This is a genomic window from Pseudomonas sp. R3.Fl, assembly GCF_023516765.1.
Lineage (GTDB): Bacteria > Pseudomonadota > Gammaproteobacteria > Pseudomonadales > Pseudomonadaceae > Pseudomonas > Pseudomonas citronellolis.
The window spans coordinates 3,671,841-3,697,456 of the sequence record NZ_JAMGSO010000001.1 but is presented as its reverse complement, the minus strand read 5'-3'; the positions used below and the strand labels follow the sequence as shown (position 1 = coordinate 3,697,456).

26 protein-coding genes are annotated in these 25,616 nt (G+C 65.9%); 2 read left to right on the top strand and 24 right to left on the bottom strand.

Annotated features, from left to right (window positions below):
- Window position 1: 1 nt before the first annotated feature.
- The 8 genes from M8R19_RS16270 to M8R19_RS16235 all read right to left on the bottom strand — a co-directional run bounded on the left by M8R19_RS16270 (window position 2) and on the right by M8R19_RS16235 (window position 7,528).
- Window positions 2–553 carry a GNAT family N-acetyltransferase gene (locus tag M8R19_RS16270; protein WP_116425816.1) on the bottom strand — a complete coding sequence of 184 codons (552 nt, stop codon included), beginning with the start codon at window positions 551–553 and terminating at the stop codon, window positions 2–4.
- Between the two features lie 122 nt (window positions 554–675).
- Window positions 676–1,968 carry an MFS transporter gene (locus M8R19_RS16265; protein WP_249918316.1) on the bottom strand — a complete coding sequence of 431 codons (1,293 nt, stop codon included), beginning with the start codon at window positions 1,966–1,968 and terminating at the stop codon, window positions 676–678.
- Window positions 1,969–2,190: 222 nt separating this feature from the next.
- On the bottom strand, window positions 2,191–2,862 hold the full coding sequence (locus M8R19_RS16260) for a serine protease family protein (protein ID WP_009614386.1): 672 nt from the start codon (window positions 2,860–2,862) through the stop codon (window positions 2,191–2,193).
- Between the two features lie 191 nt (window positions 2,863–3,053).
- A complete protein-coding gene (locus M8R19_RS16255) occupies window positions 3,054–4,283 on the bottom strand; it encodes a spore maturation protein (protein ID WP_249918315.1) in 1,230 nt (409 codons plus the stop codon).
- Between the two features lie 188 nt (window positions 4,284–4,471).
- Window positions 4,472–5,806: a glutamate/aspartate:proton symporter GltP gene (gene gltP / locus M8R19_RS16250; protein WP_069862885.1), complete on the bottom strand. Its 1,335-nt coding sequence runs from the start codon at window positions 5,804–5,806 to the stop codon at window positions 4,472–4,474.
- A gap of 809 nt (window positions 5,807–6,615) precedes the next feature.
- Entirely contained in the window at window positions 6,616–7,086 is a 471-nt protein-coding gene (locus M8R19_RS16245; RefSeq protein WP_249918314.1) for an inhibitor of vertebrate lysozyme family protein, read from the bottom strand.
- On the bottom strand, window positions 7,079–7,240 hold the full coding sequence (locus tag M8R19_RS16240; RefSeq protein ID WP_009614390.1) for a DUF1328 domain-containing protein: 162 nt from the start codon (window positions 7,238–7,240) through the stop codon (window positions 7,079–7,081). The genes M8R19_RS16245 and M8R19_RS16240 overlap by 8 nt, the downstream gene beginning before the upstream one ends.
- Before the next feature lie 39 nt (window positions 7,241–7,279).
- Window positions 7,280–7,528 carry a hypothetical protein gene (locus tag M8R19_RS16235; protein WP_116425821.1) on the bottom strand — a complete coding sequence of 83 codons (249 nt, stop codon included), beginning with the start codon at window positions 7,526–7,528 and terminating at the stop codon, window positions 7,280–7,282.
- Between the two features lie 351 nt (window positions 7,529–7,879).
- Between M8R19_RS16235 and algB the strand changes: the two genes are divergently transcribed.
- Window positions 7,880–9,229, top strand: a complete 1,350-nt coding sequence (algB, locus tag M8R19_RS16230; protein ID WP_074980749.1) for a sigma-54-dependent response regulator transcription factor AlgB — start codon at window positions 7,880–7,882, stop codon at window positions 9,227–9,229.
- A gap of 26 nt (window positions 9,230–9,255) precedes the next feature.
- Window positions 9,256–11,016 (top strand): ATP-binding protein, encoded by a 1,761-nt coding sequence (locus M8R19_RS16225; protein WP_283939654.1) that lies wholly within the window; start codon window positions 9,256–9,258, stop codon window positions 11,014–11,016.
- Here M8R19_RS16225 and M8R19_RS16220 read toward each other — a convergent pair.
- The 16 genes from M8R19_RS16220 to mnmG all read right to left on the bottom strand — a co-directional run bounded on the left by M8R19_RS16220 (window position 10,995) and on the right by mnmG (window position 25,539).
- The gene (locus M8R19_RS16220) at window positions 10,995–11,810 is read right to left on the bottom strand and encodes an N-acetylmuramoyl-L-alanine amidase (protein ID WP_249918312.1); all 816 of its coding nucleotides are present in this window, start codon (window positions 11,808–11,810) and stop codon (window positions 10,995–10,997) included. The two genes, M8R19_RS16225 and M8R19_RS16220, sit on opposite strands and share 22 nt — an antisense overlap.
- A gap of 13 nt (window positions 11,811–11,823) precedes the next feature.
- A complete protein-coding gene (locus M8R19_RS16215; RefSeq protein ID WP_074980752.1) occupies window positions 11,824–12,417 on the bottom strand; it encodes a MarC family protein in 594 nt (197 codons plus the stop codon).
- A 150-nt stretch (window positions 12,418–12,567) separates the two neighbouring features.
- Window positions 12,568–13,935: a bifunctional UDP-N-acetylglucosamine diphosphorylase/glucosamine-1-phosphate N-acetyltransferase GlmU gene (gene glmU / locus M8R19_RS16210; protein WP_116425825.1), complete on the bottom strand. Its 1,368-nt coding sequence runs from the start codon at window positions 13,933–13,935 to the stop codon at window positions 12,568–12,570.
- Between the two features lie 137 nt (window positions 13,936–14,072).
- Window positions 14,073–14,498 (bottom strand): F0F1 ATP synthase subunit epsilon, encoded by a 426-nt coding sequence (locus M8R19_RS16205; RefSeq protein ID WP_009614398.1) that lies wholly within the window; start codon window positions 14,496–14,498, stop codon window positions 14,073–14,075.
- Between the two features lie 40 nt (window positions 14,499–14,538).
- Entirely contained in the window at window positions 14,539–15,915 is a 1,377-nt protein-coding gene (atpD, locus tag M8R19_RS16200; RefSeq protein ID WP_074980753.1) for a F0F1 ATP synthase subunit beta, read from the bottom strand.
- 30 nt (window positions 15,916–15,945) lie between these two features.
- The gene (gene atpG, locus M8R19_RS16195) at window positions 15,946–16,806 is read right to left on the bottom strand and encodes a F0F1 ATP synthase subunit gamma (RefSeq protein WP_009614400.1); all 861 of its coding nucleotides are present in this window, start codon (window positions 16,804–16,806) and stop codon (window positions 15,946–15,948) included.
- A 52-nt stretch (window positions 16,807–16,858) separates the two neighbouring features.
- The gene (gene atpA, locus M8R19_RS16190; protein ID WP_043270154.1) at window positions 16,859–18,403 is read right to left on the bottom strand and encodes a F0F1 ATP synthase subunit alpha; all 1,545 of its coding nucleotides are present in this window, start codon (window positions 18,401–18,403) and stop codon (window positions 16,859–16,861) included.
- Window positions 18,404–18,421: 18 nt separating this feature from the next.
- Window positions 18,422–18,958, bottom strand: a complete 537-nt coding sequence (locus M8R19_RS16185) for a F0F1 ATP synthase subunit delta (RefSeq protein ID WP_009614408.1) — start codon at window positions 18,956–18,958, stop codon at window positions 18,422–18,424.
- 11 nt (window positions 18,959–18,969) lie between these two features.
- Complete coding sequence (locus M8R19_RS16180) at window positions 18,970–19,440, bottom strand: F0F1 ATP synthase subunit B (RefSeq protein ID WP_009614410.1); 471 nt, start codon at window positions 19,438–19,440, stop codon at window positions 18,970–18,972.
- Window positions 19,441–19,491: 51 nt separating this feature from the next.
- Window positions 19,492–19,749 (bottom strand): F0F1 ATP synthase subunit C, encoded by a 258-nt coding sequence (gene atpE, locus M8R19_RS16175; RefSeq protein WP_043256731.1) that lies wholly within the window; start codon window positions 19,747–19,749, stop codon window positions 19,492–19,494.
- A 109-nt stretch (window positions 19,750–19,858) separates the two neighbouring features.
- The gene (atpB, locus tag M8R19_RS16170) at window positions 19,859–20,728 is read right to left on the bottom strand and encodes a F0F1 ATP synthase subunit A (protein ID WP_009614414.1); all 870 of its coding nucleotides are present in this window, start codon (window positions 20,726–20,728) and stop codon (window positions 19,859–19,861) included.
- 16 nt (window positions 20,729–20,744) lie between these two features.
- On the bottom strand, window positions 20,745–21,152 hold the full coding sequence (locus M8R19_RS16165; protein WP_009614423.1) for a F0F1 ATP synthase subunit I: 408 nt from the start codon (window positions 21,150–21,152) through the stop codon (window positions 20,745–20,747).
- Window positions 21,153–21,301: 149 nt separating this feature from the next.
- Window positions 21,302–22,174: a ParB/RepB/Spo0J family partition protein gene (locus tag M8R19_RS16160; RefSeq protein WP_074980754.1), complete on the bottom strand. Its 873-nt coding sequence runs from the start codon at window positions 22,172–22,174 to the stop codon at window positions 21,302–21,304.
- A 17-nt stretch (window positions 22,175–22,191) separates the two neighbouring features.
- Window positions 22,192–22,980: a ParA family protein gene (locus tag M8R19_RS16155; RefSeq protein WP_074980755.1), complete on the bottom strand. Its 789-nt coding sequence runs from the start codon at window positions 22,978–22,980 to the stop codon at window positions 22,192–22,194.
- Window positions 22,973–23,647, bottom strand: coding sequence for a 16S rRNA (guanine(527)-N(7))-methyltransferase RsmG (gene rsmG, locus M8R19_RS16150; RefSeq protein WP_074980756.1), 675 nt, complete (start codon window positions 23,645–23,647; stop codon window positions 22,973–22,975). Before rsmG ends, M8R19_RS16155 begins: the two co-directional genes overlap by 8 nt.
- Window positions 23,647–25,539 carry a tRNA uridine-5-carboxymethylaminomethyl(34) synthesis enzyme MnmG gene (gene mnmG, locus M8R19_RS16145; protein WP_249918311.1) on the bottom strand — a complete coding sequence of 631 codons (1,893 nt, stop codon included), beginning with the start codon at window positions 25,537–25,539 and terminating at the stop codon, window positions 23,647–23,649. Before mnmG ends, rsmG begins: the two co-directional genes overlap by 1 nt.
- Window positions 25,540–25,616 lie beyond the last annotated feature (77 nt).

The following is a 25,616-nucleotide window of genomic DNA, read 5'->3' as shown; positions in this document are numbered from 1 at the left end:
CTTACAGCGCCAGGCGGCGGATCACCCGGGTGGCATCGTCCGGGTCGCGCTGGGCGCGGAAGCCCAGTTCCACGGCGAGGTCGCGCATGTCGCGGTCGATGGCCTGGTCGATGCTGTACATCTGGGCGAAGCCGTTGCGCCGCGCCACGTCGATCAGGTGGCGCATCAGCGCCTTGCCCAAGCCCCGGCGCTTCCAGTCGTCGGCGGTGGTCAGGGCGCATTCGCACTGGTTCGCGTCCACCTTGGCGTAGCGGCTGATGCCGATTTCGCGCAGTTCGCCGTCGTCGTGCACCAGGGCGACGAACGCCATGTTGTCCTGGTAATCCACGTCCATCAGGCTGTCGAGCAGCGCGTCGCTGATCTTCACTTCGCCGTGGAAACGCAGCTTGCGCGTCATCGGCGACAGGCGTTCGAGGAAGTTGCGCTCCAGCTCGCGGTCTTCCGCGCGCAGCGGGCGGATCAGCACGTGGCTGCCGTCGTCGAGCGTCTCGATCCAGTGGTCATGGCCGCCGGCGGCGAGCGCCGCGGCTTGCTGGTGCAGGGGGGTGGGCATGGCGTTGTCTCCGAGGAGAAGAAGGAAATGTCATTGACCTATCCTTCTCCTGCCGCCCCTGGCCACCCTTGACCGAGGTCAAGGCCGGCCGGGGTCGGCCAGTGGCAAAGCGCCGCAGGCCCTCAGGCGCCGGCCAGCGCGCCGCCGGAAGTGGCCGCGCGGCCGCGGCGGCGGAACAGCACCAGGGTGGCGACCAGGCCCAGCAGCGCCGCGCCGCTCAGCCACAGGCCGGGAGCGGCCTTGTTGTCCAGGGCGTGGATGAGCCAGGTGCAGGCCGCCGGGGTGAAGCCGCCGAAGGTGGCGGTGGCCAGGCTGTAGGCCAGGGAGAAGCCGGTGGTGCGCACGTCCGCCGGCATCACCTCGGTCAGCGCCACCACCATGGCGCCGTTGTAGCTGCCGTAGAGGAACGACAGCCACAGCTCCACCGTCAGCAGGCGGGCGAAGCTGGGCTCGGCCACCAGCCAGGACAGCGTCGGGTAGGCAGTCAGCAGCGCCAGCACGGTGGCGGCGAGCAGCAGCGGGCGGCGGCCGACGCGGTCGGACAGCGCGCCCATCACCGGCAGCCAGAAGAAATTCGACAGGCCGATGCACATGGTCACCAGCAGGGCGTCGAAGTCCGACAGGTGCAGCTCGTTCTTGCCGAAGGTCGGGGTGTAGGCGGTGATCAGGTAGAAGGACACGGTGGTCATCACCACCATGGCGGTGCCGGCCAGCACCAGGCCGAAGTTCTGCCCGATGGAGCGCAGCACCTCGCCCAGGCGCGGGTGGTGCTTGCGTTGCTGGAAGGCCTCGGTCTCCTCCAGGGAGCGGCGGATGACGAACAGCGCCGGGACGATCATGCAGCCGACGAAGAAGGGCACGCGCCAGCCCCACTCGCCCATCTCCGCGGGGCTCAGCCAGTGGTTGAGGATGACCCCCAGCAGCCCGGCGAAGACCACCGCCACCTGCTGGCTGGCGGACTGCCAGCTGACGAAGAAGCCACGTTTGCCGGGGGTGGCGATCTCCGCCAGGTACACCGACACGCCGCCCAGCTCGACACCGGCGGAGAAGCCCTGCAGCAGGCGGCCGAGCAGCACCAGCAGCGGCGCCAGCGCGCCGAGGGTGGAATAGCCGGGGACGAAGGCGATCAGCAGGGTGCCCATGGCCATCAGCGCCAGGGTGATGATCAGGCCCTGGCGGCGGCCGTGGCGGTCGATGTAGGCGCCGAGGAAGATGGCCCCCAATGGGCGCATCAGGAAGCCGGCGCCGAAGGTGGCCAGCGACAGCATCAGCGAGGCGAAGGGGTCGTCGCCGGGAAAGAAGGTCTTGGCGATGGCGGTGGCGTAGAAGCCATACACCATGAAGTCGTACATCTCGAGGAAGTTGCCGCTGACCACGCGGAACACGGCCTTGGCCTTGGAATTCTTGGAAGCCATGGGAAACACCATTCTGACGATCACGGGGCCCTTCCCGGATGCGAGCAGGCAGGCAGCGGCCGGGAAGATATTTGTAACCCTATGTGTAAAAACTGCCCGAGATCAAATGAAAAATGGCTGAAAGGCCCGAATTACAAGGGTTTGAAAGGCTGGTGAAAGCTTCGTGACAGCTCATCGGAAAATTCACAAAAAATCAGCAGACATGGCAAACGCCATTCCTGCCTAGGGATTGCTCGCCTGCAACCGGCGCCCCATTTCCGCTTCCCGTTCCCGCGCCAGCTTGACCTGGAACAGCTTCCATTCGCGCTCGATCACCGCGTAGGGCACGAACACGCTGATGCGCTTGGCGCCCTTGAGCCCCGGGTGCTGCACGCCGCCCCAGGCCGTGCCCTTGTAGCCGATGTTCATGCCCAGCACGCTGCCGTCGGCCGCCACCAGCGGCCCGCCGGACATCCCCTGGGCCAGGGCCGCGTCATGGATGCCGTACAGCTCTTCGTTGGGCTCGTTGAGGTTGCGGTAGGGCACCGGCCACACCCGCCCGCGGGAGCTCACCGGCAGCAGCAGGGTGCTGCTGCCCAGCGCCGTCACCGCCTCGCCGTTGCGCGGCGCGCGCCAGTGCGGCAGCGGCCCGTCGGCCTTGCGGCGGATGAACACCAGGTCGCAGCGGGTGCTGCAGGAATAGGCCAGGTCCGACAGATAGGGCACGTGGGCCGCGGTCACCGCATAGTCGGCATTCCACTGCACCGCCGAAGCCACCATCAGCCCCGGCGCCGGCAGGCCGGACAACACCGTGAAATAACGCGAATTGAGCTGGCCATCGACTTCCGGCTTCACCCAGCCGTTGCAGCCGGCCAGCAGGGCGCACAGCGCCAGGCAGCTAACTTTCCCTCTCATTGCGATTTTCCTTAATTTGATTTGAGGAAAATCTAATTTCGATTAAAGGAAAGTTCTTATGGAAAATTAACCCTATTAAGTGGCGCGAATCATTAATTAAAAATCCAATTACCCAATTGTTTCTGAAAGAAACTTCAGAAGAATAAGGATATTTAAATATTTTCCGCTTTTGTTAATTAAACGGCCGGGCTTCAGCCGAAGAACCAGTAGCACACGCCGATGGACGCCAGCACCCCGGCCAGGTCCGCCAGCAGGGCGCAGCCCACGGCGTGGCGGGCGCGCTGGATGCCCACCGAGCCAAAGTACACCGCCAGCACGTAGAAGGTGGTCTCGGTGCTGCCCTGCACGGTGGCCGCCAGGCGCGCGGCGAAGCTGTCCACGCCCTGACTCTGCATGGTCTCCAGCAGCATGGCGCGCGCCGCGCTGCCGGAGAACGGCTTGACCAGCGCGGTGGGCAGGGCGTCGACGAAGCGAGTGTCCCAGCCCAGCTGCAGCACGCTCCAGCGGATGCCGCCGAGCACCAGCTCCAGGGCCCCGGAGGCGCGCAGCACGCCGACGGCGCAGAGCATCGCCACCAGGTAGGGCAGCAGGTTCTTGGCCACGTCGAAGCCTTCCTTCGCGCCTTCGACGAAGGTTTCGTACACCGGCACCTTCTTCAGCCAGCCGAGCACCAGGAACGCCACGATCAGGCCGAACAGGGTGAGGTTGCCCAGCAGCGAGGAGAGCTGCGCCAGCGCCGTGGCGGAAAGCCCGGCCAGCAGCGCCATGAAGGCGCCCAGGGCGAGGGCGCCGGGGATCAGGTAGGCGAGCACCAGCGGGTCCCACAGGCGCAGGCGCTGCATGACCGCCACCGAGAGCAGGCCGACCAGGGTCGAGGCGCTGGTGGCCAGGAGGATCGGCAGGAACACCAGGGTCGGGTCGGCCGCGCCCTGCTGCGCGCGGTACATGAAGATGGTCACCGGCAACAGCGTCAGCGACGAGGCGTTGAGCACCAGGAAGAGGATCTGCGCGTTGCTTGCCGTGGTGCTGCTGGGGTTGAGTTCCTGCAGCGCCTTCATCGCCTTGAGGCCGATGGGGGTGGCGGCGTTGTCCAGGCCCAGGCCGTTGGCGGCGAAGTTCAGGGTGATCAGGCCGATGGCCGGGTGCCCGGCCGGCACCTCGGGCATCAGCCGGCGGAACAGCGGGCCCAGCAACCACGCCAGGCGCTCCACCAGGCCGGCCTTCTCGGCGATGCGCAGGAAGCCCAGCCAGAGCGTCAGGGTGCCGAACAGCAGGACCATGACCTCCACCGACAGCTTGGCCATGGCGAACAGGCTCTCGACCATGGCGGCGAACACGTCGGCCTGGCCGCCGAGCAGCCAGCGCGACAGCGCGGTGACCGCCGCGACCAGGAAAAAGCCGAGCCAGAGGCCGTTGAGCATGGGTATCCCCCCAAGGACGTTGGCCGCGATGATAACGGCGCGCGTCCATCGCTGCCAGAAACGCCAAGGCCCCGGACAGCGCCGGGGCCTTGCTGGTACGGCTTTTCGTAGGAGCGAGCTTGCTCGCGAACGGCTCCGCGGCGGGGCGGGTTCGCGAGCAAGCTCGCTCCTACAGGGGCGGCACAGAGTTAGTGCGCGGTGCTCTGCCGGGCGTCGCTCAGCAGCTCTTCGCCGCGGCCCTGTTCCACCGCCTGCCAGTAGAGCGCGCCCTGCTTGCCGTCGTAGATGCCTTCCCACTTGGAGATCACCAGCACCGCCAGGGCGTTGCCGATGACGTTCAGCGCGGTGCGCGCCATGTCCATGATGCGGTCGACGCCGGCGATGAAGGCCAGGCCTTCCAGGGGAATGCCGACGCTGCCCAGGGTGGCCAGCAGCACCACGAAGGACACGCCCGGCACGCCGGCGATGCCCTTGGAGGTGACCATCAGCGTCAGCACCAGCATCAGCTGCTGGCCGATGGACAGGTCGATGCCGTAGAGCTGGGCGATGAAAATCGCCGCGATGCTCTGGTACAGCGTCGAGCCGTCGAGGTTGAAGGAGTAGCCGGTGGGCACCACGAAGCTGCTCACCGCCTTGGGCGCGCCGTAGGCTTCCATCTTCTCGATGATGCGCGGCAGCACGGTCTCGGAGCTGGCGGTGGAATAGGCCAGGACCAGTTCGTCCTTGAAGATGCGCATCAGCTTGATGATCGAGAAGCCGAACAGCCGCGCCACCAGGCCCAGCACCATGAAGGCGAAGAAGGCGATGGCGAAGTACACCAGCAGCACCAGCTTGGCCAGCGGCAGCAGCGAAGCGAAGCCGAAGCTGGCGACGGTCACGGCGATCAGCGCGAACACCCCGACCGGCGCGTAGAGCATGATCATGTGGGTGACGCGGAACATGGCCTCGGCCACGCCCTGGAACATCTTCACCAGCGGCTCGCGGGTGGGCGCCGGCAGCGACGACAGGCCCAGGCCGAACATCACCGAGAAGAAGATGATCGGCAGCATCTCGCCGCGGGCCATGGCGGCGAAGATGTTCGACGGGATCAGGTTGAGGATGGTCTCGATGAACGCGTGGTGGTGTTCCACTTCCTTGGCGGTCTGCGCGTACTTGGAGATATCCACCGTGCCCAGGGTGCTCATGTCGATGCCGGCGCCGGGCTGGAACAGGTTGGCCAGCACCAGGCCGACGACGATGGCCACCGTGGTGATGATCTCGAAGTAGACGATGGTCTTCAGGCCGATGCGCCCGAGCTTCTTGGCGTCGCCCATGCCGGCGATGCCGACGATCAGCGAGGAGATGACGATCGGTACCACGATCATCTTGATCAGGCGGATGAAGATGTCGCCCGCCGGCTGCAGGATGTTGCTGATCCACCAGGCCTTCTCCGCGCTGAAGTGGTTCAGCACGGTACCCATGGCGATGCCCAGTGCCAGACCGATGACGATCTGCCAGGCGAGGCTGAGCTTGGCTTTGCCCATAGTGTGTTCACCCTTGGTTCTTGTGGAAGTCGGGGGTTTCGCCCGCCGCCGGGATGGCCGGGGTGGCGAAAAAAAGGGCGCATGATTCCCACCCCCCTTCTTCGCGTCTAATGCCGGAAACGGCTACCCCATGCACAATCGGCATGGGGAAAAGCAAATGGAACGGGTGTTCCAGGCCCGCGGGCCATTGCTTTTTTGCATGGGATTGGGCTGAAAAGACCGTGGCGGCCGCTTTTTTCGAACCCTGTGGATGGAAAGCGAGGCCCGGGGAGGAATTCGCTTTCCCTGCCGCGGGTGCGCTGCCGTGACGCAGGCGTGGGGGCCTGCAGTTCGCGATGGATGGTCGTCCGGGTGACCAGGCGCGGCGGGGATATTTTAGGGGGCCAGGGGGGTGGGTCGGGGTTGATTGATATCAGGGAAGTTGGAGGTGGGGGGATGGGGCCTTAAGAGCGCCCTCTCCCTAACCCTCTCCCTGAAGGGAGAGGGGACCGTTCGGTGTGCTTGGATGTTCAGGAGTCAGTCGGCAACACCGAAGGTTTCCATTTGAAACCTTCCTTGTCTCGGCACGGACTGCCCCCTCTCCCTTCAGGGCGGGGCGCGCAGCCGAGGGCTGGGGAGAGGGGCTCTTCAAGCTCCACAAGCTCCATAACTGCCACAAGCTCCACAGAAGCCATCGAAGCTCCCCCTCGCAGCCTCACACCCGACCCGGCCCTCATCGGAGGCACTCCCTGTACCCCTGGGTCGCTGCGGGCTCACCACTCCCCCCAGCATCCCGGCCCCCTGGTCATGCGCCATTGCCGGCGCGGATTTCAGTACCAGTTCGGATCGGCCTTGAGCTGCTCGTCGAGCAACTGCTGCATGCCGGCGTCCGGCTCGCCCAGCCAGCGGAAGCTGGCGTGGCGGCTGGGCGACTTGTCCGGCGGCAGGTTTTCCGGCACCTGCACGTAGAGCGCGTAGGCATCCTTCTTGTTCCAGCTGAAGGCCACGTAGAGGCGGTTGGCCGCGCAGTCGTGGGCCTTGCACAACTCGCCCACCAGGTATTTGTCGCCGTCCTCCTCTTCTACCTGCATGGGGGTGGCGGTGCCGTCCAGGTTCATCACCCAGTCGGGCAGCCGTTCTTCCTTCTTCACCAGGTCCTGCCAGGTCTCGCGGTACTGCAGGTCGCTGTCCAGCAGCTCGTTGAGGCGGTAGATGGCATCGTTGTCGGCCGCCCACCCCTGCCCGGCCGCCAGCAGCGGCAGCGCGAGCAGGAACCGACGTAGCGGGCGCGGCTCAGCCACGGCGCCGCCCGACGAAGAAGGAGATGACGAAGAGCACCAGGAACAGCACGAAGAGAATCTTGGCGATACTGGTCGCGGCGCCGGCGATGCCACCGAAGCCGAGTACCCCGGCGATGATGGCGATGATCAGGAATGTGAGAGCCCAGCTCAGCATGGAATGTCTCCTCTGTCATGGAAAGGCGGTGCGCGCCCCTCAGAACACCCAGCTCACCCGCGAGGTCTGGCGGACCACCGCGGTGCTGGCGGCCTCTTCCGTGATGGCCATTGGTCCGTCCTGCAGCCTGGATGGCTGTCCGAGGAAAGCGCTGGACACAGGTTCCTGCACCGGCGCGGCGGAAGGCTGTGGAGCGACCGGATACCAACGGTCCAGCAGTACGACCACGGCGACGGCCAGCAACAGCAGCCGCCCCAGCGAATCCCCCTTGGCTCCATCAGCGTTCATCGACGTGCTCCTCCCGAAGGACTGGTGATCGGCCGGTGCGGGTGCACCGGGCCTCCCGCAACCTGTCTCGCACGCCGCGTGCCAGGTCGATGACTTTGACTAATCCTTTTGAAAACAACGGCTTGTAAAAATCAGCGGGCCGCCGGCAGCGCGCATCCTGCACGACAGGCCGGTTCCGGCCGTGCGTTTTGCACGGGACCCGGCAGGCCGTTCCCCTTCCCACCCGCTTTCCTTCGCCAGAGGCGCCGATGTCCTTCAGAGATGCGTCTAACTTTCATTGCAACTTGCAAGAAATTTCCTTGACTAAAAGACTCATACGCGAAAGGAATTTCCTACTACGAGGCACCTCGAATGGACCCCACTCCGGAGACGCTTGGCCGAATCCTGCTGGTCGACGACGAACCCGCCATCCTGCGCACCTTCCGCTATTGCCTGGAGGACCAGGGCTACAGCGTGGCCACCGCATCCAGCGCGGCCCAGGCCGAGGCCCTGCTGCAACGCCAGGTCTTCGACCTGTGCTTGCTCGACCTGCGCCTGGGCGAGGACAACGGCCTGGACGTGCTGGCCCAGATGCGCCTGCAGGCGCCCTGGATGCGCGTGGTGATCGTCACCGCGCATTCCGCCGTGGACACCGCCGTGGACGCCATGCAGGCCGGCGCCGCCGACTACCTGGTCAAGCCCTGCAGCCCCGAGCAGCTGCGCCTGGCCGCGGCCAAGCAGCTGGAGGTGCGCCAGCTCACTGCGCGCCTGGAGGCCCTGGAGGGCGCCCAGGCCAGCCAGGCCGAGCAGCTCGAATCCCACAGCCCGGCGATGACCGCGGTGCTGGAGACCGCGCGCCAGGTGGCCGCCACCGACGCCAACATCCTCATCCTCGGCGAATCCGGCTCCGGCAAGGGCGAGCTGGCCCGCGCCATCCACGCCTGGAGCAAGCGCGCGAAGAAATCCTGCGTGACCATCAACTGCCCGTCGCTGAACGCCGAGCTGATGGAAAGCGAGCTGTTCGGCCACAACCGCGGGGCCTTCACCGGCGCCAGCGAGAGCACCCAGGGGCGGATCAGCCAGGCCGACGGCGGCACCCTGTTCCTCGACGAGATCGGCGACTTCCCGCTGCCGCTGCAGGCCAAGCTGCTGCGCTTCATCCAGGACAAGGAATACGAGCGCGTCGGCGACCCGGTGACGCGCCGCGCCGACGTGCGCATCCTCGCCGCCACCAACCGCGACCTGGCCGGCATGGTGGCTCAGGGGGCGTTCCGCGAGGACCTGCTGTACCGCCTCAACGTCATCGTCCTCAACCTGCCGCCGCTGCGCGAGCGCGCCGAGGACATCCAGGGCCTGGCCGAGCGCTTCCTCGCCCGCTTCGTCAAGGACTACGGGCGCCCGGCCCGCGGCTTCAGCCCGGCCTCGGCCGCGCTGCTGCGGCAGTACGCCTGGCCGGGCAACGTGCGCGAGCTGCGCAACGTGATCGAGCGCGTCAGCATCATCTGCAACCAGGAACTGGTGGAGCCCGAGCACCTGGGGCTCGGCGAGCAGAGCGGCGCCGCCGTCGTGCCGCGGGTCGGCGAGGCGCTGAGCCTGGAGGAGCTGGAGAAGGCCCACATCGCCTCGGTGATGGCCAGCGCCCCGACCCTCGACCAGGCGGCGAAGATCCTCGGCATCGACGCCTCCACCCTGTACCGCAAGCGCAAGCAGTACAACCTGTGAAGCGCGCGCTGACCCTGCGCTCGCGGATGTTCCTGAGCATCTCGGCGCTGATCACCCTGGCCCTGATCGGCCTGCTGCTGGGGGTGTTCAGCGTGATGCTGATGGGCCGCGAGCAGGAACGGCTGATCTCGCACAACTTCGCCACCATCGCCAGCAGCCAGCAGTTGCGCCAGTCGCTGGACGACCAGTTGGCCCAACTGCTCAGTGACAGCCCCGACGCGCAGCGCCTGGTGCTGCTGCGCGGGCAGTTCGACCGCTACCTCGCCGAAGGCCGGGCGAAAGCCGCCAGCGACGTCGAACGCACCCTCTACGAGCGCATCGACCAGGCCAACCAGGAGTTCCAGGGCCAGGTCAGCTCCTCCGGCAGCAACCGCTGGAGCCTGGTGGCGGAGAGCGACTTCAGCCGCACCTTCACCTCCCTGCACCAGTACCTGCTGGCGCTGCACAACCACGCCATCCAGACCATCAGCGACGCGGAGCGCAGCTCGCGCCGCCACGCCTGGCTGATCGCCAGCCTGCTGGGGCTGGTGGGCGTGGCCATGCTGGTGATCGGCTTCGTCACCGCCCACGGCATCGCCCGCCGCTTCGGCGCGCCCATCGAGGCCCTGGCGCAGGCCGCCGACCGCATCGGCAAGGGCGACTTCGAGGTCAGCCTGCCGGTCTCGCGGGAAGCCGAGATGGCCTCGCTGAGCCGGCGTTTCGGCCTGATGGCCCAGGCCCTGGCCGAGTACAAGGCGACCAACATCGAGGCGGTGCTGGCCGGCCAGCGGCGCCTGCAGGCAGTGCTCGACAGCATCGACGACGGCCTGGTGATCATCGACCGGCGCAGCCGTATCGAGCACGCCAACCCGGTGGCCAGCCGCCAGCTGTTCTCCCAGGCCGACCCCCATGGCCAGTTGCTGGGCGAGCTGATCGACAACCAGGAGCTGCTGCAGGCCACCGGCCTGGTGCTGCAGGGCGAGTCGATGGGCGACGATACGCCCCAGGACCTGCAGGTCGAGATCGGCGGCGAGAACCGCCTGCTGGCCTGGACCCTGGCCCCGGTCACCCACGACGACGGGCGCAGCATGGGCGCGGTGCTGGTGCTGCGCGACGTCACCGAACTGCGCGCCTTCGAGCGGGTGCGCAGCGAATTCGTCCTGCGCGCGTCCCACGAGCTGCGCACCCCGGTCACCGGCCTGCACATGGCCTTCGCCCTGCTGCGCGAACGCCTGGCGCTGCCTGAGGGCAGCCGCGAGCGCGAGCTGGCCGATACCGTGGACGAGGAAATGCGGCGCCTGGTGCGGCTGATCGACGACCTGCTGAACTTCTCCCGCTACCAGGACGGCCAGCAGAAGCTCGACCGCCAGCCCTGTGCGGTGGACGAGCTGCTGGAGCAGGCGCGCCAGCGCTTCCTCGCCCGCGCCCAGGCCCAGGGCATCGGCCTGGGGATGGTGCTGGAGGACCAGTTGCCGGTCCTCAGCGTCGACCGCCTGCGCCTGGAGCGCGTGCTGGACAACCTGCTGGGCAACGCCCTGCGCCACACCCCGAAGGGCGGCAGCGTGCAGCTGCTCGCCCAGCGCCAGAGCCAATGGGTGATGCTGGCGGTGGAGGACTCCGGCGAGGGCATCGCCTACAGCCAGCAGGCGCGCATCTTCGAGCCCTTCGTGCAGGTGGGCCGGCGCAGCGGCGGCGCCGGCCTGGGCCTGGCCCTGTGCAAGGAAATCGTGCAGCTGCACGGCGGGCGCATCGGCGTGCGCTCGCAGCCCGGCCAGGGCACGCGCATCTACATGCTGCTGCCGGTCTGAACCTTCGGCGCGGCCATGGAGGTGGGCACCGCCAGCAGCAGCGCGGCGGTCTCCAGGTCCGGCACGCCGTCGAAGCGCGCCGGCCGGTAGCGCATCTGGAAGGCGGCGATGACGTTGCGCGTCGCCTCGTCCAGTTGGCCATCGAGCGGCACCGCGTAGCCATGCCGCGCCAACTGCTGCTGGAACCAGCCGGGCGCCGGCAGCTGGCCGTTCAGCTCGGCCAGGCGATGCGCCAGGTCGCCGGGCTGCGGCCAGGGGATCAGGCCGGCGTCGGCCAGGCGCTTCCAGGGGAAGGCCGGGCCCGGGTCGACCTTGCGCTGCGGGGCGATGTCGCTGTGCCCGAGGATGTGCTCGGCGGTGATGCCCTGGCGCTTGACGATGTCCTTCAGCAGCAGGATGAGAGCGTCGATCTGGCCCTGTGGATAAGGTGCCCACACCCGCCCTTCGGGGGTTTCGCGGTAGCCCGGGTTGACCAGCTCGATGCCGATCGAGGTGGAGTTCAGCCAGGTCCGTCCCTGCCACTCGCTCTGCCCGGCGTGCCAGGCGCGGCGGTTCTCGTCCACCAGCTGGTAGATGGTCGGCGGGTTGGCGCCGATCAGGTAGTGGGCGCTGACCTCGCCGCGGGTGAGCAGCTGCAGCGAGCGCGGCAGGTCCGCCGAGGTGTAGTGGATGATGATGTACTGGACACGGCTGTCCTGGTTGCGCGAGGGGTGCTCGCGGTCGATTTCCAGGCCGCCCCGGCCGGCGCAGGCGGCCAGCAGCAGGGTGGCGAACATCAGGCACAGGTGGCGCATGGTGGCTCCACGGTCATCCGACGATGTGCAGCACGCTACGCAGGTTCTGCAGCAGCATGTTGACGCTGAGCATGATCAGCAGCATGCCGGCCAGGCGCTCCACGGCGGTGAGCCCGCGCGGGCCGAGGAAGCGCTGCAGGAAGGAAGCCTGCAGCAGGATCAGCGCGGTGGCGGCCCAGGCCAGGATCACCGCCAGGTACAGCTCCCATAGCGGACCAGTGTAGGTGGTGCGCAGGGTGATCAGCATGGCCAGCGCCGAGGGTCCGGCCACCGCCGGGGTGGCCAGGGGCACCAGCAGCGGCTCGCTGTCGGGCATGTCGCCGAGCACGCCCTGGGGCGTGGGGAAGATCAGGCGCATGGCGACCACGAAGAGGATGATGCCGCCGGCGATCCCGGTGGCCTCCTTGGACAGGCCCAGGCCGGTGAGGATGTGCTCGCCCAGGGTGAGGAACAGCAGCAGCAGGCCGAGGGCGAACAGCAGTTCGCGCAGCGCCACCTTGAGCCGGCGTTCGGCCGGCACCGACTTGAGGGCGGCGAGGAACACCGCGATGTTGCCGAAGGGGTCGGTGATCAGGAAGATCAGGACGGCGACGCCGAGCATGTGGATAACTCCAGGACAGAACGACCGGCGCCTGGACGCCGGGCAGAAAGCCGTCCCTGTGGATGAATCAGCCGGGGACGCGACGGCCGTGGGCGCCTGTGCATAACTTCACGGCAGGCGCCGCGCGGGTGTGGATGTCGGTTTATCCACAGTCCCTCAGGACTTCTTGATCTTCTCCGGGCGCTTCCAGCCCTCGATCACCCGCTGCTTGGCGCGGCCGACCGCGAGGGTCTGCGCCGGGACCTCGGCGGTGATGGTGGAACCCGCGCCGGTCGTGGCGCCGGCGCCGATATCCACAGGCGCCACCAGGGAGTTGTTGGAGCCGATGAACACGTCCTCGCCGATCACCGTGCGCCATTTGTTGGCGCCGTCGTAGTTGCAGGTGATGGTGCCGGCGCCGATGTTTGTGCGCGCGCCGACCTCGCTGTCGCCCAGGTAGGTCAGGTGGCCGACCTTCACGCCCTCGTGCAGGTGGGCGTTCTTCAGCTCGACGAAGTTACCCACATGCACCTGGCTCTCCAGCACGCTGCCGGGGCGCAGGCGGGCGAACGGGCCGACGTCGCTGCCGGGGCCGACGTCGGCGCCTTCCAGGTGGCTGTTGGCCTTGATGATGGCGCCGCGGCGCAGGACGCTGTTGCGGATGGTGCAGTTCGGGCCGATCAGTACTTCGTCCTCGATGTCCACGCGGCCTTCCAGCACCACATTGACGTCGATCTGCACGTCGCGGCCGGCGTTGACCTCGCCGCGCACGTCGAAGCGCGCCGGGTCCAGCAGGGTCACGCCCTGGGCCATCAGGCGGCGGGCGATGCGCAGCTGGTAGAAGCGCTCCAGCTCAGCCAGCTGCAGGCGGTCGTTGGCGCCCTGCACCTCCATGGCCGCCTGGGGTTGCGCAGTGGCCACGCGCAGGCCGTCGGCCACCGCCATGGCGATGACGTCGGTGAGGTAGTACTCGCCCTGGGCGTTGGCGTTGGACAGCCGGCCCAGCCAGCCTTCCAGGCGCTGGCGCGGCACGCAGAGGATGCCGGTGTTGCCCTCGCGGATGGCGCGCTGCTCGGCGCTTGCGTCCTTCTGCTCGACGATGGCCTTCACCTCGCCGTCCTGGCCGCGGATGATCCGGCCGTAGCCGGTGGGGTCGTCCAGTTCCACGGTGAGCAGCGCCAGCTGCTCGGCGCTGGCCTGCTGCAGCAGGCGTTCGAGGGTCGGCAACTCGATCAGCGGCACGTCGCCGTAGAGGATCAGCACACGCTCGGCGCTCAGGTAGGGCGCGGCCTGGGCCACGGCGTGGCCGGTGCCCAGCTGTTGTTCCTGGACCACGAAATTCAGGTCATCGGCCTGCAGGCGCTCGCGCACCCGTTCGGCGCCATGCCCGATCACCACGTGGATGCGCTGCGGGGCGAGGCCACGGGCGGTATCGATCACGTGGGCCAGCATGGGTTTGCCGGCGACCGGATGGAGGACTTTCGGCAGGGCCGAGCGCATGCGCGTGCCCTGGCCGGCGGCGAGGATGACGATTTCGAGGGACATGAAGTTGGACCGTCCTGGTAACGCTGGATGTAGAAAAAGAAAAAGGGTAGCCAAGGCTACCCTTTTCCCCTAGGTCGCTAAAGCCCGGGCCCCGGATTCGTCGCCGACTCCGAAGGCCCTGGCCGTTGCGAGCCGGCTCAGCCGCCGAACTTCTTGCGAACCTGCTGGACCGTGCGCAGTTGCGCTGCGGCTTCGGCCAGGCGGGCTGCAGCGGAGCTGTAGTCGAACTCGGCACCTTTGGCGTGCAGAGCCTTCTCAGCTTCCTTCAGCGCGGTCTGAGCGGCCGCTTCGTCGAGGTCGCCCGCGCGGATCACGGTGTCGGCCAGGACCTTCACCATGTTCGGCTGGACTTCGAGGAAACCGCCGGAGATGTAGTACACCTCCTGCTCGCCACCCTGCTTGACCACGCGGATCGGACCCGGCTTGAGCTCGGTGATCAGCGGCGCGTGGCCCGGGGCGATACCCAGATCGCCGAGGGAACCGTGCGCAACGACCATCTCGACCAGACCGGAGAAGATCTCCGCTTCGGCGCTGACGATGTCGCAGTGGACAGTAATAGCCATACCCTTGCCTCACGTAAGCGCCCGTTGCCGGGCGCACGGATTACAGCTTCTTCGCTTTCTCGATGGCTTCTTCGATGCCGCCGACCATGTAGAACGCCTGCTCCGGCAGGTGGTCGTAGTCGCCGTTGAGGATGCCTTTGAAGCCAGCGATGGTGTCCTTCAGGGAGACGTACTTGCCCGGCGAGCCGGTGAAGACTTCTGCCACGAAGAACGGCTGGGACAGGAAGCGCTGGATCTTACGAGCACGGGCCACCAGCAGCTTGTCGGACTCGGACAGTTCGTCCATGCCGAGGATCGCGATGATGTCCTTCAGCTCCTTGTAGCGCTGCAGGATGTACTGCACGCCACGAGCGGTGTCGTAGTGCTCCTGGCCGATGACCAGCGGGTCCAGCTGACGGGAGGTGGAGTCCAGCGGGTCGACGGCCGGGTAGATACCCAGCGAGGCGATGTCACGGGACAGTACCACGGTGGCGTCGAGGTGGGCGAAGGTGGTCGCCGGGCTCGGGTCGGTCAGGTCGTCCGCGGGAACGTAGACGGCCTGGATCGAGGTGATCGAGCCTTGCTTGGTGGAGGTGATGCGCTCTTGCAGCACGCCCATTTCCTCGGCCAGGGTCGGCTGGTAGCCCACTGCGGAAGGCATACGGCCCAGCAGTGCGGATACTTCGGTACCGGCGAGGGTGTAACGGTAGATGTTGTCGATGAACAGCAGTACGTCACGGCCTTCGTCACGGAACTTCTCGGCCATGGTCAGGCCGGTCAGCGCCACGCGCAGACGGTTGCCCGGCGGCTCGTTCATCTGGCCGTAGACCAGGGCTACCTTGTCGAGAACGTTGGAGTCCTTCATCTCGTGGTAGAAGTCGTTGCCCTCACGGGTACGCTCGCCCACGCCAGCGAACACGGAGTAACCGCTGTGCTCGATGGCGATGTTGCGGATCAGCTCCATCATGTTCACGGTCTTGCCGACGCCGGCGCCACCGAACAGGCCTACCTTGCCGCCCTTGGCGAACGGGCAGACCAAGTCGATCACCTTGATGCCGGTTTCCAGCAGCTCGTTGCCGCCAGCCTGGTCAGCGTAGGAGGGAGCCTCGCGGTGGATACCCCAGCGCTCTTCCTCGCCGATGGGGCCGGCTTCGTCGATCGGGTTGCCCAGTACGTCCATGATGCGGCCCAGGGTCGCTTTACCGACCGGGACGGAGATGGCTGCGCCGGTGCTTTCCACGTTCAGGCCACGCTTGAGGCCTTCGGTGGAACCCATCGCAATGGAACGGACCACGCCGTCGCCCAGCTGCTGCTGGACTTCCAGGGTGGTGTCGACGCCCTGAACCTTCAGGGCCTCGTAGATGCTCGGCACGGCATCGCGCGGGAATTCCACGTCGATCACGGCGCCGATGATTTGAACGATACGTCCGCTACTCATGTCTGGTTCCTCTGAATTTTGAACCTGTTCTTACACCGCGGCAGCGCCGCCGACGATTTCCGAGATTTCCTGGGTGATCGCCGCCTGACGCGCCTTGTTGTAGACCAGCTGCAGTTCGCTGATCAGGTCACCGGCGTTGTCGGTAGCGTTCTTCATTGCAATCATCCGGGCCGCCTGCTCACAGGCGTTGTTCTCAACCACCGCCTGGTACACCTGGGATTCCACGTAGCGCACCAGCAGGCCGTCGAGCAGGGCCTTGGCATCGGGCTCGTAGAGGTAGTCCCAGTGGTGTTTCAGGTCTTCGTTGTCCTCGGCCACCAGCGGAACCAGCTGTTCCACGGTCGGCTTCTGGGTCATGGTGTTGACGAACTTGTTGGAAACCACGTACAGGCGATCGATACGCCCGTCCAGGTAGGCATCCAGCATGACCTTGACGCTGCCGATCAGATCGTTGATCGACGGCTCTTCGCCCAGGTGACTGATGGCTGCGACCACGTTGCCGCCATAGTTCTTGAAGAAGGATGCGCCCTTGGCACCGATCACGCACAGGTCGATCTCCGCGCCGGCTTCACGCTGGGCGGACATGTCCTTGACGAGCGCCTTGAACAGGTTGATGTTCAGGCCGCCGGCCAGGCCGCGATCGGAGCTCACCACGATGTAACCGACGCGCTTGACGGGGCGCTCGATCATGAACGGGTGACGGTACTCCGGGTTGGCGTTGGCCAGATGGCCGATCACCTGGCGAATGCGCTCCGCGTAGGGACGGCCGGCCGCCATGCGCATTTGTGCCTTGCGCATCTTGCTCACCGCCACCTTTTCCATGGCATTGGTGATTTTCTGCGTGCTTTTGATGCTCGCAATCTTGCTGCGAATCTCTTTTGCGCCTGCCATTTCACACCTATCGGGTTAGCAGGCGGGGGCCATTACCGGCCCCCGCTGCGGCTTACCAGGTTTGGGTGGCCTTGAACTTCTCGATGCCGGCCTTGATGCCCGCGTCGATTTCGTCGTTGAAGTCACCCTTCTCGTTGATCTTCGCCAGCAGAGCGGCATGCTCGCGCTGGAAGTAAGCGATCAACGCCTGTTCGAAGGCGCCCACCTTGGCGATCTCGACGTCCTGCAGGAAGCCACGCTCGGCGGCGTACAGGGACAGCGACATCTCGGCGATGGACATCGGCGCATACTGCTTCTGCTTCATCAGCTCGGTAACGCGCTGACCGTGCTCGAGCTGCTTGCGGGTGGCGTCGTCCAGGTCGGAAGCGAACTGGGCGAAGGCCGCGAGTTCGCGGTACTGCGCCAGTGCGGTACGGATACCGCCGGAGAGCTTCTTGATGATCTTGGTCTGGGCCGCGCCACCAACACGGGATACCGAGATACCGGCGTTGACCGCCGGACGGATGCCCGAGTTGAACATGGAGGTTTCCAGGAAGATCTGACCGTCGGTGATGGAGATCACGTTGGTCGGAACGAACGCGGACACGTCGCCAGCCTGGGTTTCGATGATCGGCAGAGCGGTCAGGGAACCGGTCTTGCCAGTCACGGCGCCATTGGTGAACTTCTCGACGTATTCCTCGGAAACGCGGGAAGCGCGCTCCAGCAGGCGGCTGTGGAGATAGAACACGTCGCCCGGATAGGCTTCACGGCCCGGCGGACGGCGCAGCAGCAGGGAGATCTGGCGGTAGGCAACGGCCTGCTTGGACAGGTCGTCGTACACGATCAGGGCGTCTTCACCGCGGTCGCGGAAGTATTCGCCCATGGTGCAGCCGGAGTACGGCGCCAGGTACTGCAGAGCAGCGGATTCGGAAGCGCTGGCAACCACCACGATGGTGTTGGCCAGGGCGCCGTTCTCTTCCAGCTTGCGTACGACGTTGGCGATGGTCGATTGCTTCTGACCGATGGCCACGTAGACGCAGCGGATGCCGCTGTCTTTCTGGTTGATGATGGCGTCGACGGCCAGGGCGGTCTTGCCGATCTGACGGTCGCCGATGATCAGCTCGCGCTGGCCACGGCCTACCGGGATCATGGCGTCGACCGACTTGTAGCCGGTCTGTACCGGCTGGTCTACCGACTTACGCCAGATCACGCCCGGTGCCACTTTCTCGACGGCGTCGGTCAGCTTGGCATCGATCGGGCCTTTGCCGTCGATCGGGTTGCCCAGCGCGTCGACCACGCGGCCCAGCAGTTCCGGACCGACCGGAACTTCCAGGATGCGGCCGGTGCACTTGGCGTTCATGCCTTCTTTGAGGTCCTGGTATTCACCCAGTACCACGGCGCCGACGGAGTCTTGCTCCAGGTTCAGCGCCATACCGTAGACGCCGCCCGGGAATTCGATCATCTCGCCGTACATGACGTCGGCCAGACCGAAGATGCGCACGATGCCATCGGATACGGAGACGATGGTGCCTTCGTTGCGCGCTTGCGAGGCGACATCGAGTTTCTCGATGCGCCCCTTGATGATTTCACTAATTTCGGAAGGATTGAGTTGCTGCATGCCGCTGCCCCTTCAAACTCAAGATTTCAACGCTTCAGCCAGTTTCGCGATCTTGCCGCGCACCGAGCCATCGATTACCAAGTCACCGGCGCGGATCACCACGCCGCCGATCAGGCTCGCGTCTTCCGACGCATGGAGTCGCACTTCGCGACTGAGCCGGGCGCTGAGAGCCTTGGCGAGTTTGTCCTGCTGTTCCTGGTCCAGGGCGAAGGCGCTCACGACTTCTACCTCGACCAGCTTTTCCTGCTCGGCCTTGAGCTGCTCGAACATCTCGGAGATGGTCGGCAGCAAGTCCAGGCGCTTGTTTTCAGCCACGGTCCGCACGAAGTTCTGGGCCGGAGCATTGAGCTTGTCGCCACAGACGTCGATCAGGGCATCGGCCTTGGCCGCCGCGGTCAGCTGAGGCTCCTTGAGCAGCTGGCGCACGGTGTCGTCCTGCGACACTGCAGCCAGCACACCCAGAGCAGCGGACCAATCGGCCAATTGCTGATGAGCCTGGGCGTACTCGAAAGCCGCCTTCGCGTAAGGACGAGCCAACGTGGTCAGTTCTGCCATATCGCCCTCGCTCAGATTTCGGCGGCCAGTTGATCAACCAGCTGCTTTTGCGCGTTGGCATCGATCGAAGCACCCAGGATCTTCTCGGCGCCGGACACGGCCAGGGCACCCACTTGGGCACGCAGGGCATCCTTGACGCTGTTCAGTTCCTGTTCGATCTGGGCCTTGGCCTGGGCGATCATGCGATCGCCTTCGGCACGGGCCTGCTCACGGGCTTCATCAACGATCTGATTGGCGCTTTTCTTCGCCTGCTCGATGATTTCGGCCGCCTGAGCCTTGGCCTCGCGCAGTTGCTGGCCCGCTTTCTCGTGGGCCAGTTCCAGGTCACGAGCAGCACGGTTGGCTGCGTCCAGACCGTCGGCGATCTTCTTCTGACGCTCGTGCAGAGCCGCGATGACCGGAGGCCATACGAACTTCATGCAGAAGATGACGAAGATGGCGAACGCAATGGCCTGGCCGATCAGAGTTGCATTAATGTTCACGCCAACACCTCGCTCGTTCGTTGTCAGTCACGGATTTCCGGAGGCCGGAAATTAGTGGGCTACCTGAGCAATGAACGGGTTAGCGAAGGTGAAGAACAGTGCGATACCAACACCGATCATGGTCACGGCGTCGAGCAGACCGGCGACGATGAACATTTTCACCTGCAGCATCGGAACCATTTCCGGCTGGCGAGCAGCGCCTTCCAGGAATTTACCGCCCAGCAGGCCGAAACCGATGGCGGTACCCAGGGCACCCAGACCGATCAGCAGAGCGACGGCGATAGCAGTGAGTCCAACTACAGTTTCCATTTTTCCTCCCGACTTTCTGTCGTGTTGGTTAAGTTTTGAAGCAAGTTAAGGTGGTGAAACTTCCCTTCCGCCCCCGCCGACGTGGCGGGGAGCGGTCAGAATCTTTGGATCAGTGGCTGTCTTCGTGGGCCATCGACAGGTAGACGATGGTCAGCATCATGAAGATGAAGGCCTGCAGGGTGATGATCAGGATGTGGAACACCGCCCACGCCCAGTTCAGCACCACGCCCATGCCGCCCAGCCAGAGAATGCCGGAGCCGAACATGACGGCGATGAGGATGAAGATCAGCTCGCCGGCGTACATGTTGCCGAACAGACGCAGGGCCAGGGAAACCGGCTTGGCGATCAGGGTGACGAACTCCAGCAGGAAGTTCACCGGGATCAGGATGATCTGCACCAGCATGTTGCTGCTGTGGAACGGGTGCAGGGTCAGCTCGCCGAGGAAGCCGCCGATGCCCTTGACCTTGATGCTGTAGAAGATGATCAGGGCGAACACCGCGATGGACATGCCGAAGGTAGCGTTCGGGTCGGTGGTGGCCACGGCGCGGAAGAACAGGTGCTCGTTGCCGGTGATCTTCGCGGCGGCCAGCGGCAGGAAGTCCACCGGCACCAGGTCGATCAGGTTCATCAGGAAGATCCACACGAACACGGTCAGCGCCAGCGGTGCGATCAGCGGGTTACGGCCATGGAAGGTGTCCTTCACGCTGCCGTCGACGAACTCGACCATGACCTCGACGAAGTTCTGCAGGCCACCCGGAATACCGCTGGTGGCCTTCTTGGCCGCCATGCGGAAGATCAGGATGAACACCAGGCCGAGGAATACCGACCAGCCCAGGGTGTCGATGTGGAATGCCCAAAAGCCCATTTCCTTGGCTTGTTCGGCTGTGTGGGCGAACCCCCAGCCACCTTCCGGCAGACGACCGAAGGTCAGGTTCTGCAAGTGGTGCTGGATGTAACCCGAAGCGCTTTCTGCTGCCATGTTTGCCTCAATCGCTCTAAGGTCTTGTAAATGTGTGTCCCATCAGCAGGGGTGCGCACCAGCTGACCATCAGGGTCAGCAGGTAGAGGCCGAACAGAGCCAGGGGCTCCAGCGGCTTCACGCCTGCGAACGCCAGTGCGAAGAGCACTGCCGTCAAAACCAGCTTCCCGGCCTCGCCCGCATAGAAGGAGCGGACGATCATCTGAGCCGAGCGCGCTCCGCTATAGCGGAACGCCTTGTATGCGAAATAAACGTTCGGCAGCCAGGCGATCAGTCCGCCGAGCAGACCAGAATAGCCGGCAACCACGCCCCGGGAGAAAAACAGGACGGCAGCCCCCAGAAGCACCACGGCCAGCTGGACGAGCAACAGGCGCAAGGCCGGTTGGCGATGGAAGGGCAGGCGGTTCGGCTTGCTGGGTTCCATCTGTCTCAAAGTCCTCTGGCGTCGGCTTCGCAAATCAACAACTTGGCATACTTTGTGCCGACAAAATTGCGCGCAGAGTATAGGGGGCCGGGCATACCCATTCAACAGCCGGGTAGTGATTTCCGACTATCGCTACACAGACGATGGTCTTAGCGGATGTGGGCCAGAACCCCTTGCAACTCGTCCAGCGAGTTGTAGCGGATCACCAGTTGCCCCTTGCCCTTCTGGCCGTGGCGAATCTGCACCGGAGCGCCCAGGCGCTCGGCCAGGCGCTGTTCCAGGCGGCTGATGTCGGGGTCGGACTTGACCACCTTGGCAGGTTCGCTGGGGGCGTTGAGCCAGTGGCGCACCAGTGCCTCGGTCTGGCGCACGGTGAGGCCGCGTGCGACAACATGTCGCGCACCTTCCACCTGCCGCGCCTCGGGCAGACCGAGCAGCGCGCGGGCATGGCCCATCTCCAGGTCGCCGTGGGAAAGCAGCGTCTTGATCTCCTCGGGCAGGGCGATCAGGCGCAGCAGGTTGGCCACGCTGACGCGGGACTTGCCGACGGCGTCGGCGACCTGCTGCTGGGTCAGCTGGAACTCCTGCTGCAGGCGTTGCAGCGCGACGGCTTCCTCGAGGGGATTGAGGTCCTCACGCTGGATGTTCTCGATCAGCGCCATGGCGATGGCGGCTTCGTCCGGTACCTCGCGCACCAGCGCCGGGATGGTGTCCAGGCCGGCCTGCTGGGTGGCGCGCCAGCGGCGCTCGCCGGCGATGATCTCGTAGCGGCCCTTGTCGACGGGGCGCACCACGATGGGCTGCATCACCCCCTGGGCCTTGATGGACAGGGCCAGCTCTTCCAGAGCCTGGGGGTCCATGTCGCGGCGCGGCTGGTACTTGCCGCGCTGGATCAGGTCCAGCGGCAGGTGCTGCAGTTCCTTGCGGTCCGCCTGGACGGCTTCTTCCTGCAGGGTGGCGGCGCTGGAGCCACTGAGCAGGGCGTCCAGCCCGCGTCCGAGACCTCGTTTCTTAACGGCCATGCGGGTTCCTTAATGGGTCATGCGGTGGCGGCTTTGCGGGCGGCGCGCTGTCGGCGCGAGAGTTCGCCGGCCAGCGCCAGGTAGGCCATGGCCCCGCGCGATTGCTTGTCGTAGACCAGCGCCGGCATGCCGAAGCTGGGTGCCTCGGCCAGTCGCACATTGCGCGGGATCACGGTGGTGTAGAGCTTGTCGCCGAAGTGTTCCTGCAGCTGCGCGCTGACGTCGTTGGTCAGGCTGATGCGCGGATCGTACATGGTCCGCAGCAGGCCCTCGATGCTCAGCGTCGGATTCAGACGCTCGGCGATGCGCTGGATGCTGTTCATCAGGTCGGTCAGGCCTTCCAGCGCGTAGTACTCGCACTGCATGGGAATGATCACGCCGTCGGCGGCGGAGAGGGCGTTGACCGTGAGCATCGACAGCGACGGCGGGCAGTCGATGAGGATGTAGTCGTAGTTCTCGCGCACCGGGGCCAGGGCCTGGCGCAGGCGGTGCTCCTTCATGTCCATCTCCAGCAGCACCACTTCCGCGGCGGTGAGGTCGCGGTTGGCCGGGAGGATCTGGTAGCCGCCGTGCTCGGAGAACTGCATGGCCTGGGCCAGGTCGGCCTCGCCGGTGAGCACGTCGTAGATGGAATATTCCAGGGACAACTTATCCACACCGCTGCCGGTGGTGGCGTTGCCCTGTGGATCGAGGTCGATCAGCAGCACGCGGCGCTTGGTGGCGACCAGCGAGGCGGCGAGGTTGATGCAGGTGGTGGTCTTGCCGACACCGCCCTTCTGGTTGGCGATCGCGAATACCTTAGCCATGGTTTTCCCCCGTCCCCGTCATGCTCCGGCGCAGTATCAGCAGATGCCGCTGGCCTTGGCAACCCGGCACGCTGAGGGCGTGCTCGGCTTCGACCCGGAAATCTTCCGGGAGTGCCGTCAGCTCCTGCTCCGGGTGCACACCTTTCATCGCCAGCCAGCGGGTCTCGCCGTCGCCGAGGTGGCGGGTCCAGTTGCAGAAGTCTTCCAGGCTGCTGAAGGCCCGGGAGACGATGCCGTTGAATGCCCGGTCCGGCTGGTAGGCCTCGACCCGGCTGTGGATAACTTCCAGGTTGTGCAGCTTCAGCTCCAGCTTCACCTGGGTGAGGAAGCGGGTCTTCTTGCCGTTGCTGTCGAGCAGCGTCAGGCGCTTGTCCGGGAACAGGATCGCCAGCGGGATGCCGGGCATGCCGCCGCCGCTGCCTACGTCCAGCCAGTTGTCGCCGCCGGCGGCGAGGAAGTGCGGGACGACGCTGAGGCTGTCGAGCAGATGGCGCGAGACCATCTCGTCGATGTCGCGCACCGCGGTGAGGTTGTAGGCCTTGTTCCACTTCGCCAGCAGGGCGAGGTAGGCGAGCAGGCCCTGGCGGCCGGCTTCGTCGAGTTCGACGCCGAGCGCCGCGGCGCCACGCACGAGCTCGTCGGCGTGGGCTTGGGTGACCTGGGACATCAGGCGCTCTGCTCCAGTTGGCGGCCGCTGGCGCGTTTCTTCAGGTGGATCAGCAGCAGCGAGATGGCCGCCGGGGTGACGCCGGGGATGCGGCCGGCCTGGCCGAGGGTCTCAGGGCGGGCCTGGCCGAGCTTGTTCTGGATCTCCTTGGACAACCCGGAGATACCCGTGTAGTCGATATCCACAGGCAGGCGGGTGTCCTCGCTGGCGCGCAGGCGGGCGATCTCTTCCTGCTGGCGGTCGATGTAGCCGGCGTACTTGGTGCGGATCTCCACCTGCTCGGCGACCTGCGGGTCCTCGGCGCCGGCGCCGGTCACTTCGGCCAGGCTGGCGTAGTCGATTTCCGGGCGGGCCAGCAGGTTGAGCAGGTTGTACTCGTGGGCCAGCGGGGTGCCGAAGCGCTCGGCAATGGCGTCGCCCTGCGGGGTGTTCGGCCGTACCCAGGTGCTCTTCAGGCGCTGTTCCTCACGCTCGATGCCTTCGCGCTTGGCCTCGAAGGCCGCCCAGCGGCGGTCGTCGACCAGGCCCAGCTCGCGGCCCTTCTCGGTCAGGCGCAGGTCGGCGTTGTCCTCGCGCAGGATCAGCCGGTACTCGGCGCGCGAAGTGAACATGCGGTACGGCTCCTGGGTGCCCAGGGTGATCAGGTCGTCGACCAGCACGCCGATGTACGCCTCGTCGCGACGCGGGCACCAGGCCTCGCGGCCCTGGGCGCGCAGCGCGGCGTTGGCGCCGGCGAGCAGGCCCTGGGCGCCGGCCTCTTCGTAGCCGGTGGTGCCGTTGATCTGGCCGGCGAAGAACAGGCCGCCGATGACTTTCGTCTCCAGGCTGTACTTCAGGTCGCGCGGGTCGAAGTAGTCGTACTCGATGGCGTAGCCCGGGCGCACGATGTGGGCGTTTTCCATGCCGCGGATCGAACGCACGATCTGCAGCTGCACGTCGAACGGCAGCGAGGTGGAGATGCCGTTGGGGTACAGCTCGTGGGTGGTCAGGCCTTCCGGTTCGAGGAATACCTGGTGGCTGTCCTTGTCGGCGAAGCGATGGATCTTGTCTTCGATCGACGGGCAGTAGCGCGGGCCGATGCCCTCGATGACGCCGGAGTACATCGGCGAGCGGTCAAGGTTGGCGGCGATGATCTCGTGGGTGCGCGCGTTGGTGTGGGTGATCCAGCAGCTGACCTGGCGCGGGTGCTCTTCTTTGCTGCCGAGGAAGGACATCACCGGGATCGGGGTGTCGCCGGGCTGCTCGGTCATCACCGAGAAGTCCACGCTGCGGCCATCGATGCGCGGCGGCGTGCCGGTCTTCAGGCGGCCGACGCGCAGCGGCAGTTCGCGCAGGCGCCTGGCCAGGGCGATGGCCGGCGGATCACCGGCGCGGCCGCCGGAGTAGTTCTGCAGGCCGATGTGGATAAGTCCGCCGAGGAAGGTGCCGGCGGTCAGTACCACCTGGTCCGCGTGGAATTTCAGACCCATCTGAGTCACCACGCCGCGCACCTGGTCCTGCTCGACGATCAGGTCGTCGCAGGCCTGCTGGAATATCCACAGGTTCGGCTGGTTCTCCAGGATCTCGCGCACCGCGGCCTTGTACAGCACGCGGTCGGCCTGGGCGCGGGTGGCGCGCACGGCGGGGCCCTTGCGGCTGTTGAGCACGCGGAACTGGATGCCGCCCTTGTCGGTGGCATGCGCCATGGCGCCGCCCAGGGCATCGATTTCCTTGACCAGGTGGCTCTTGCCGATGCCGCCGATGGCCGGGTTGCAGCTCATCTGGCCCAGGGTTTCCACATTGTGGGTGAGCAGCAGGGTCTTCACGCCCATGCGTGCGGCCGCCAGCGCGGCCTCCGTGCCGGCATGGCCACCGCCGATCACTATCACGTCAAAACGGGAAGGGAAATCCACCACGCACCTCGTGCCTGTCGATCAGGGAAAGAAAAAGAGAGCCGCACAGTATAGGGGCTTAGCCCTGCCGATTGAAG

Bases quoted from the DNA above. Each gene is read 5' to 3' on its own strand.
- M8R19_RS16225 (WP_283939654.1), top strand. From the start codon at position 9,256: ATGTTCCTGAGCATCTCGGCGCTGATCACCCTGGCCCTGATCGGCCTG.
- atpB (WP_009614414.1), bottom strand. From the start codon at position 20,728: ATGGCAGCAGAAAGCGCTTCGGGTTACATCCAGCACCACTTGCAGAAC.
- M8R19_RS16220 (WP_249918312.1), bottom strand. From the start codon at position 11,810: ATGCGCCACCTGTGCCTGATGTTCGCCACCCTGCTGCTGGCCGCCTGC.
- gltP (WP_069862885.1), bottom strand. From the start codon at position 5,806: ATGGGCAAAGCCAAGCTCAGCCTCGCCTGGCAGATCGTCATCGGTCTG.
- M8R19_RS16185 (WP_009614408.1), bottom strand. From the start codon at position 18,958: ATGGCAGAACTGACCACGTTGGCTCGTCCTTACGCGAAGGCGGCTTTC.
- atpA (WP_043270154.1), bottom strand. From the start codon at position 18,403: ATGCAGCAACTCAATCCTTCCGAAATTAGTGAAATCATCAAGGGGCGC.
- algB (WP_074980749.1), top strand. From the start codon at position 7,880: ATGGACCCCACTCCGGAGACGCTTGGCCGAATCCTGCTGGTCGACGAC.
- atpE (WP_043256731.1), bottom strand. From the start codon at position 19,749: ATGGAAACTGTAGTTGGACTCACTGCTATCGCCGTCGCTCTGCTGATC.
- rsmG (WP_074980756.1), bottom strand. From the start codon at position 23,647: ATGTCCCAGGTCACCCAAGCCCACGCCGACGAGCTCGTGCGTGGCGCC.
- glmU (WP_116425825.1), bottom strand. From the start codon at position 13,935: ATGTCCCTCGAAATCGTCATCCTCGCCGCCGGCCAGGGCACGCGCATG.
- M8R19_RS16235 (WP_116425821.1), bottom strand. From the start codon at position 7,528: ATGAACGCTGATGGAGCCAAGGGGGATTCGCTGGGGCGGCTGCTGTTG.
- M8R19_RS16160 (WP_074980754.1), bottom strand. From the start codon at position 22,174: ATGGCCGTTAAGAAACGAGGTCTCGGACGCGGGCTGGACGCCCTGCTC.
- M8R19_RS16270 (WP_116425816.1), bottom strand. From the start codon at position 553: ATGCCCACCCCCCTGCACCAGCAAGCCGCGGCGCTCGCCGCCGGCGGC.
- atpG (WP_009614400.1), bottom strand. From the start codon at position 16,806: ATGGCAGGCGCAAAAGAGATTCGCAGCAAGATTGCGAGCATCAAAAGC.
- M8R19_RS16260 (WP_009614386.1), bottom strand. From the start codon at position 2,862: ATGAGAGGGAAAGTTAGCTGCCTGGCGCTGTGCGCCCTGCTGGCCGGC.
- M8R19_RS16165 (WP_009614423.1), bottom strand. From the start codon at position 21,152: ATGGAACCCAGCAAGCCGAACCGCCTGCCCTTCCATCGCCAACCGGCC.
- M8R19_RS16155 (WP_074980755.1), bottom strand. From the start codon at position 22,980: ATGGCTAAGGTATTCGCGATCGCCAACCAGAAGGGCGGTGTCGGCAAG.
- M8R19_RS16240 (WP_009614390.1), bottom strand. From the start codon at position 7,240: ATGCTGAGCTGGGCTCTCACATTCCTGATCATCGCCATCATCGCCGGG.
- atpD (WP_074980753.1), bottom strand. From the start codon at position 15,915: ATGAGTAGCGGACGTATCGTTCAAATCATCGGCGCCGTGATCGACGTG.
- M8R19_RS16265 (WP_249918316.1), bottom strand. From the start codon at position 1,968: ATGGCTTCCAAGAATTCCAAGGCCAAGGCCGTGTTCCGCGTGGTCAGC.
- M8R19_RS16205 (WP_009614398.1), bottom strand. From the start codon at position 14,498: ATGGCTATTACTGTCCACTGCGACATCGTCAGCGCCGAAGCGGAGATC.
- M8R19_RS16255 (WP_249918315.1), bottom strand. From the start codon at position 4,283: ATGCTCAACGGCCTCTGGCTCGGCTTTTTCCTGGTCGCGGCGGTCACC.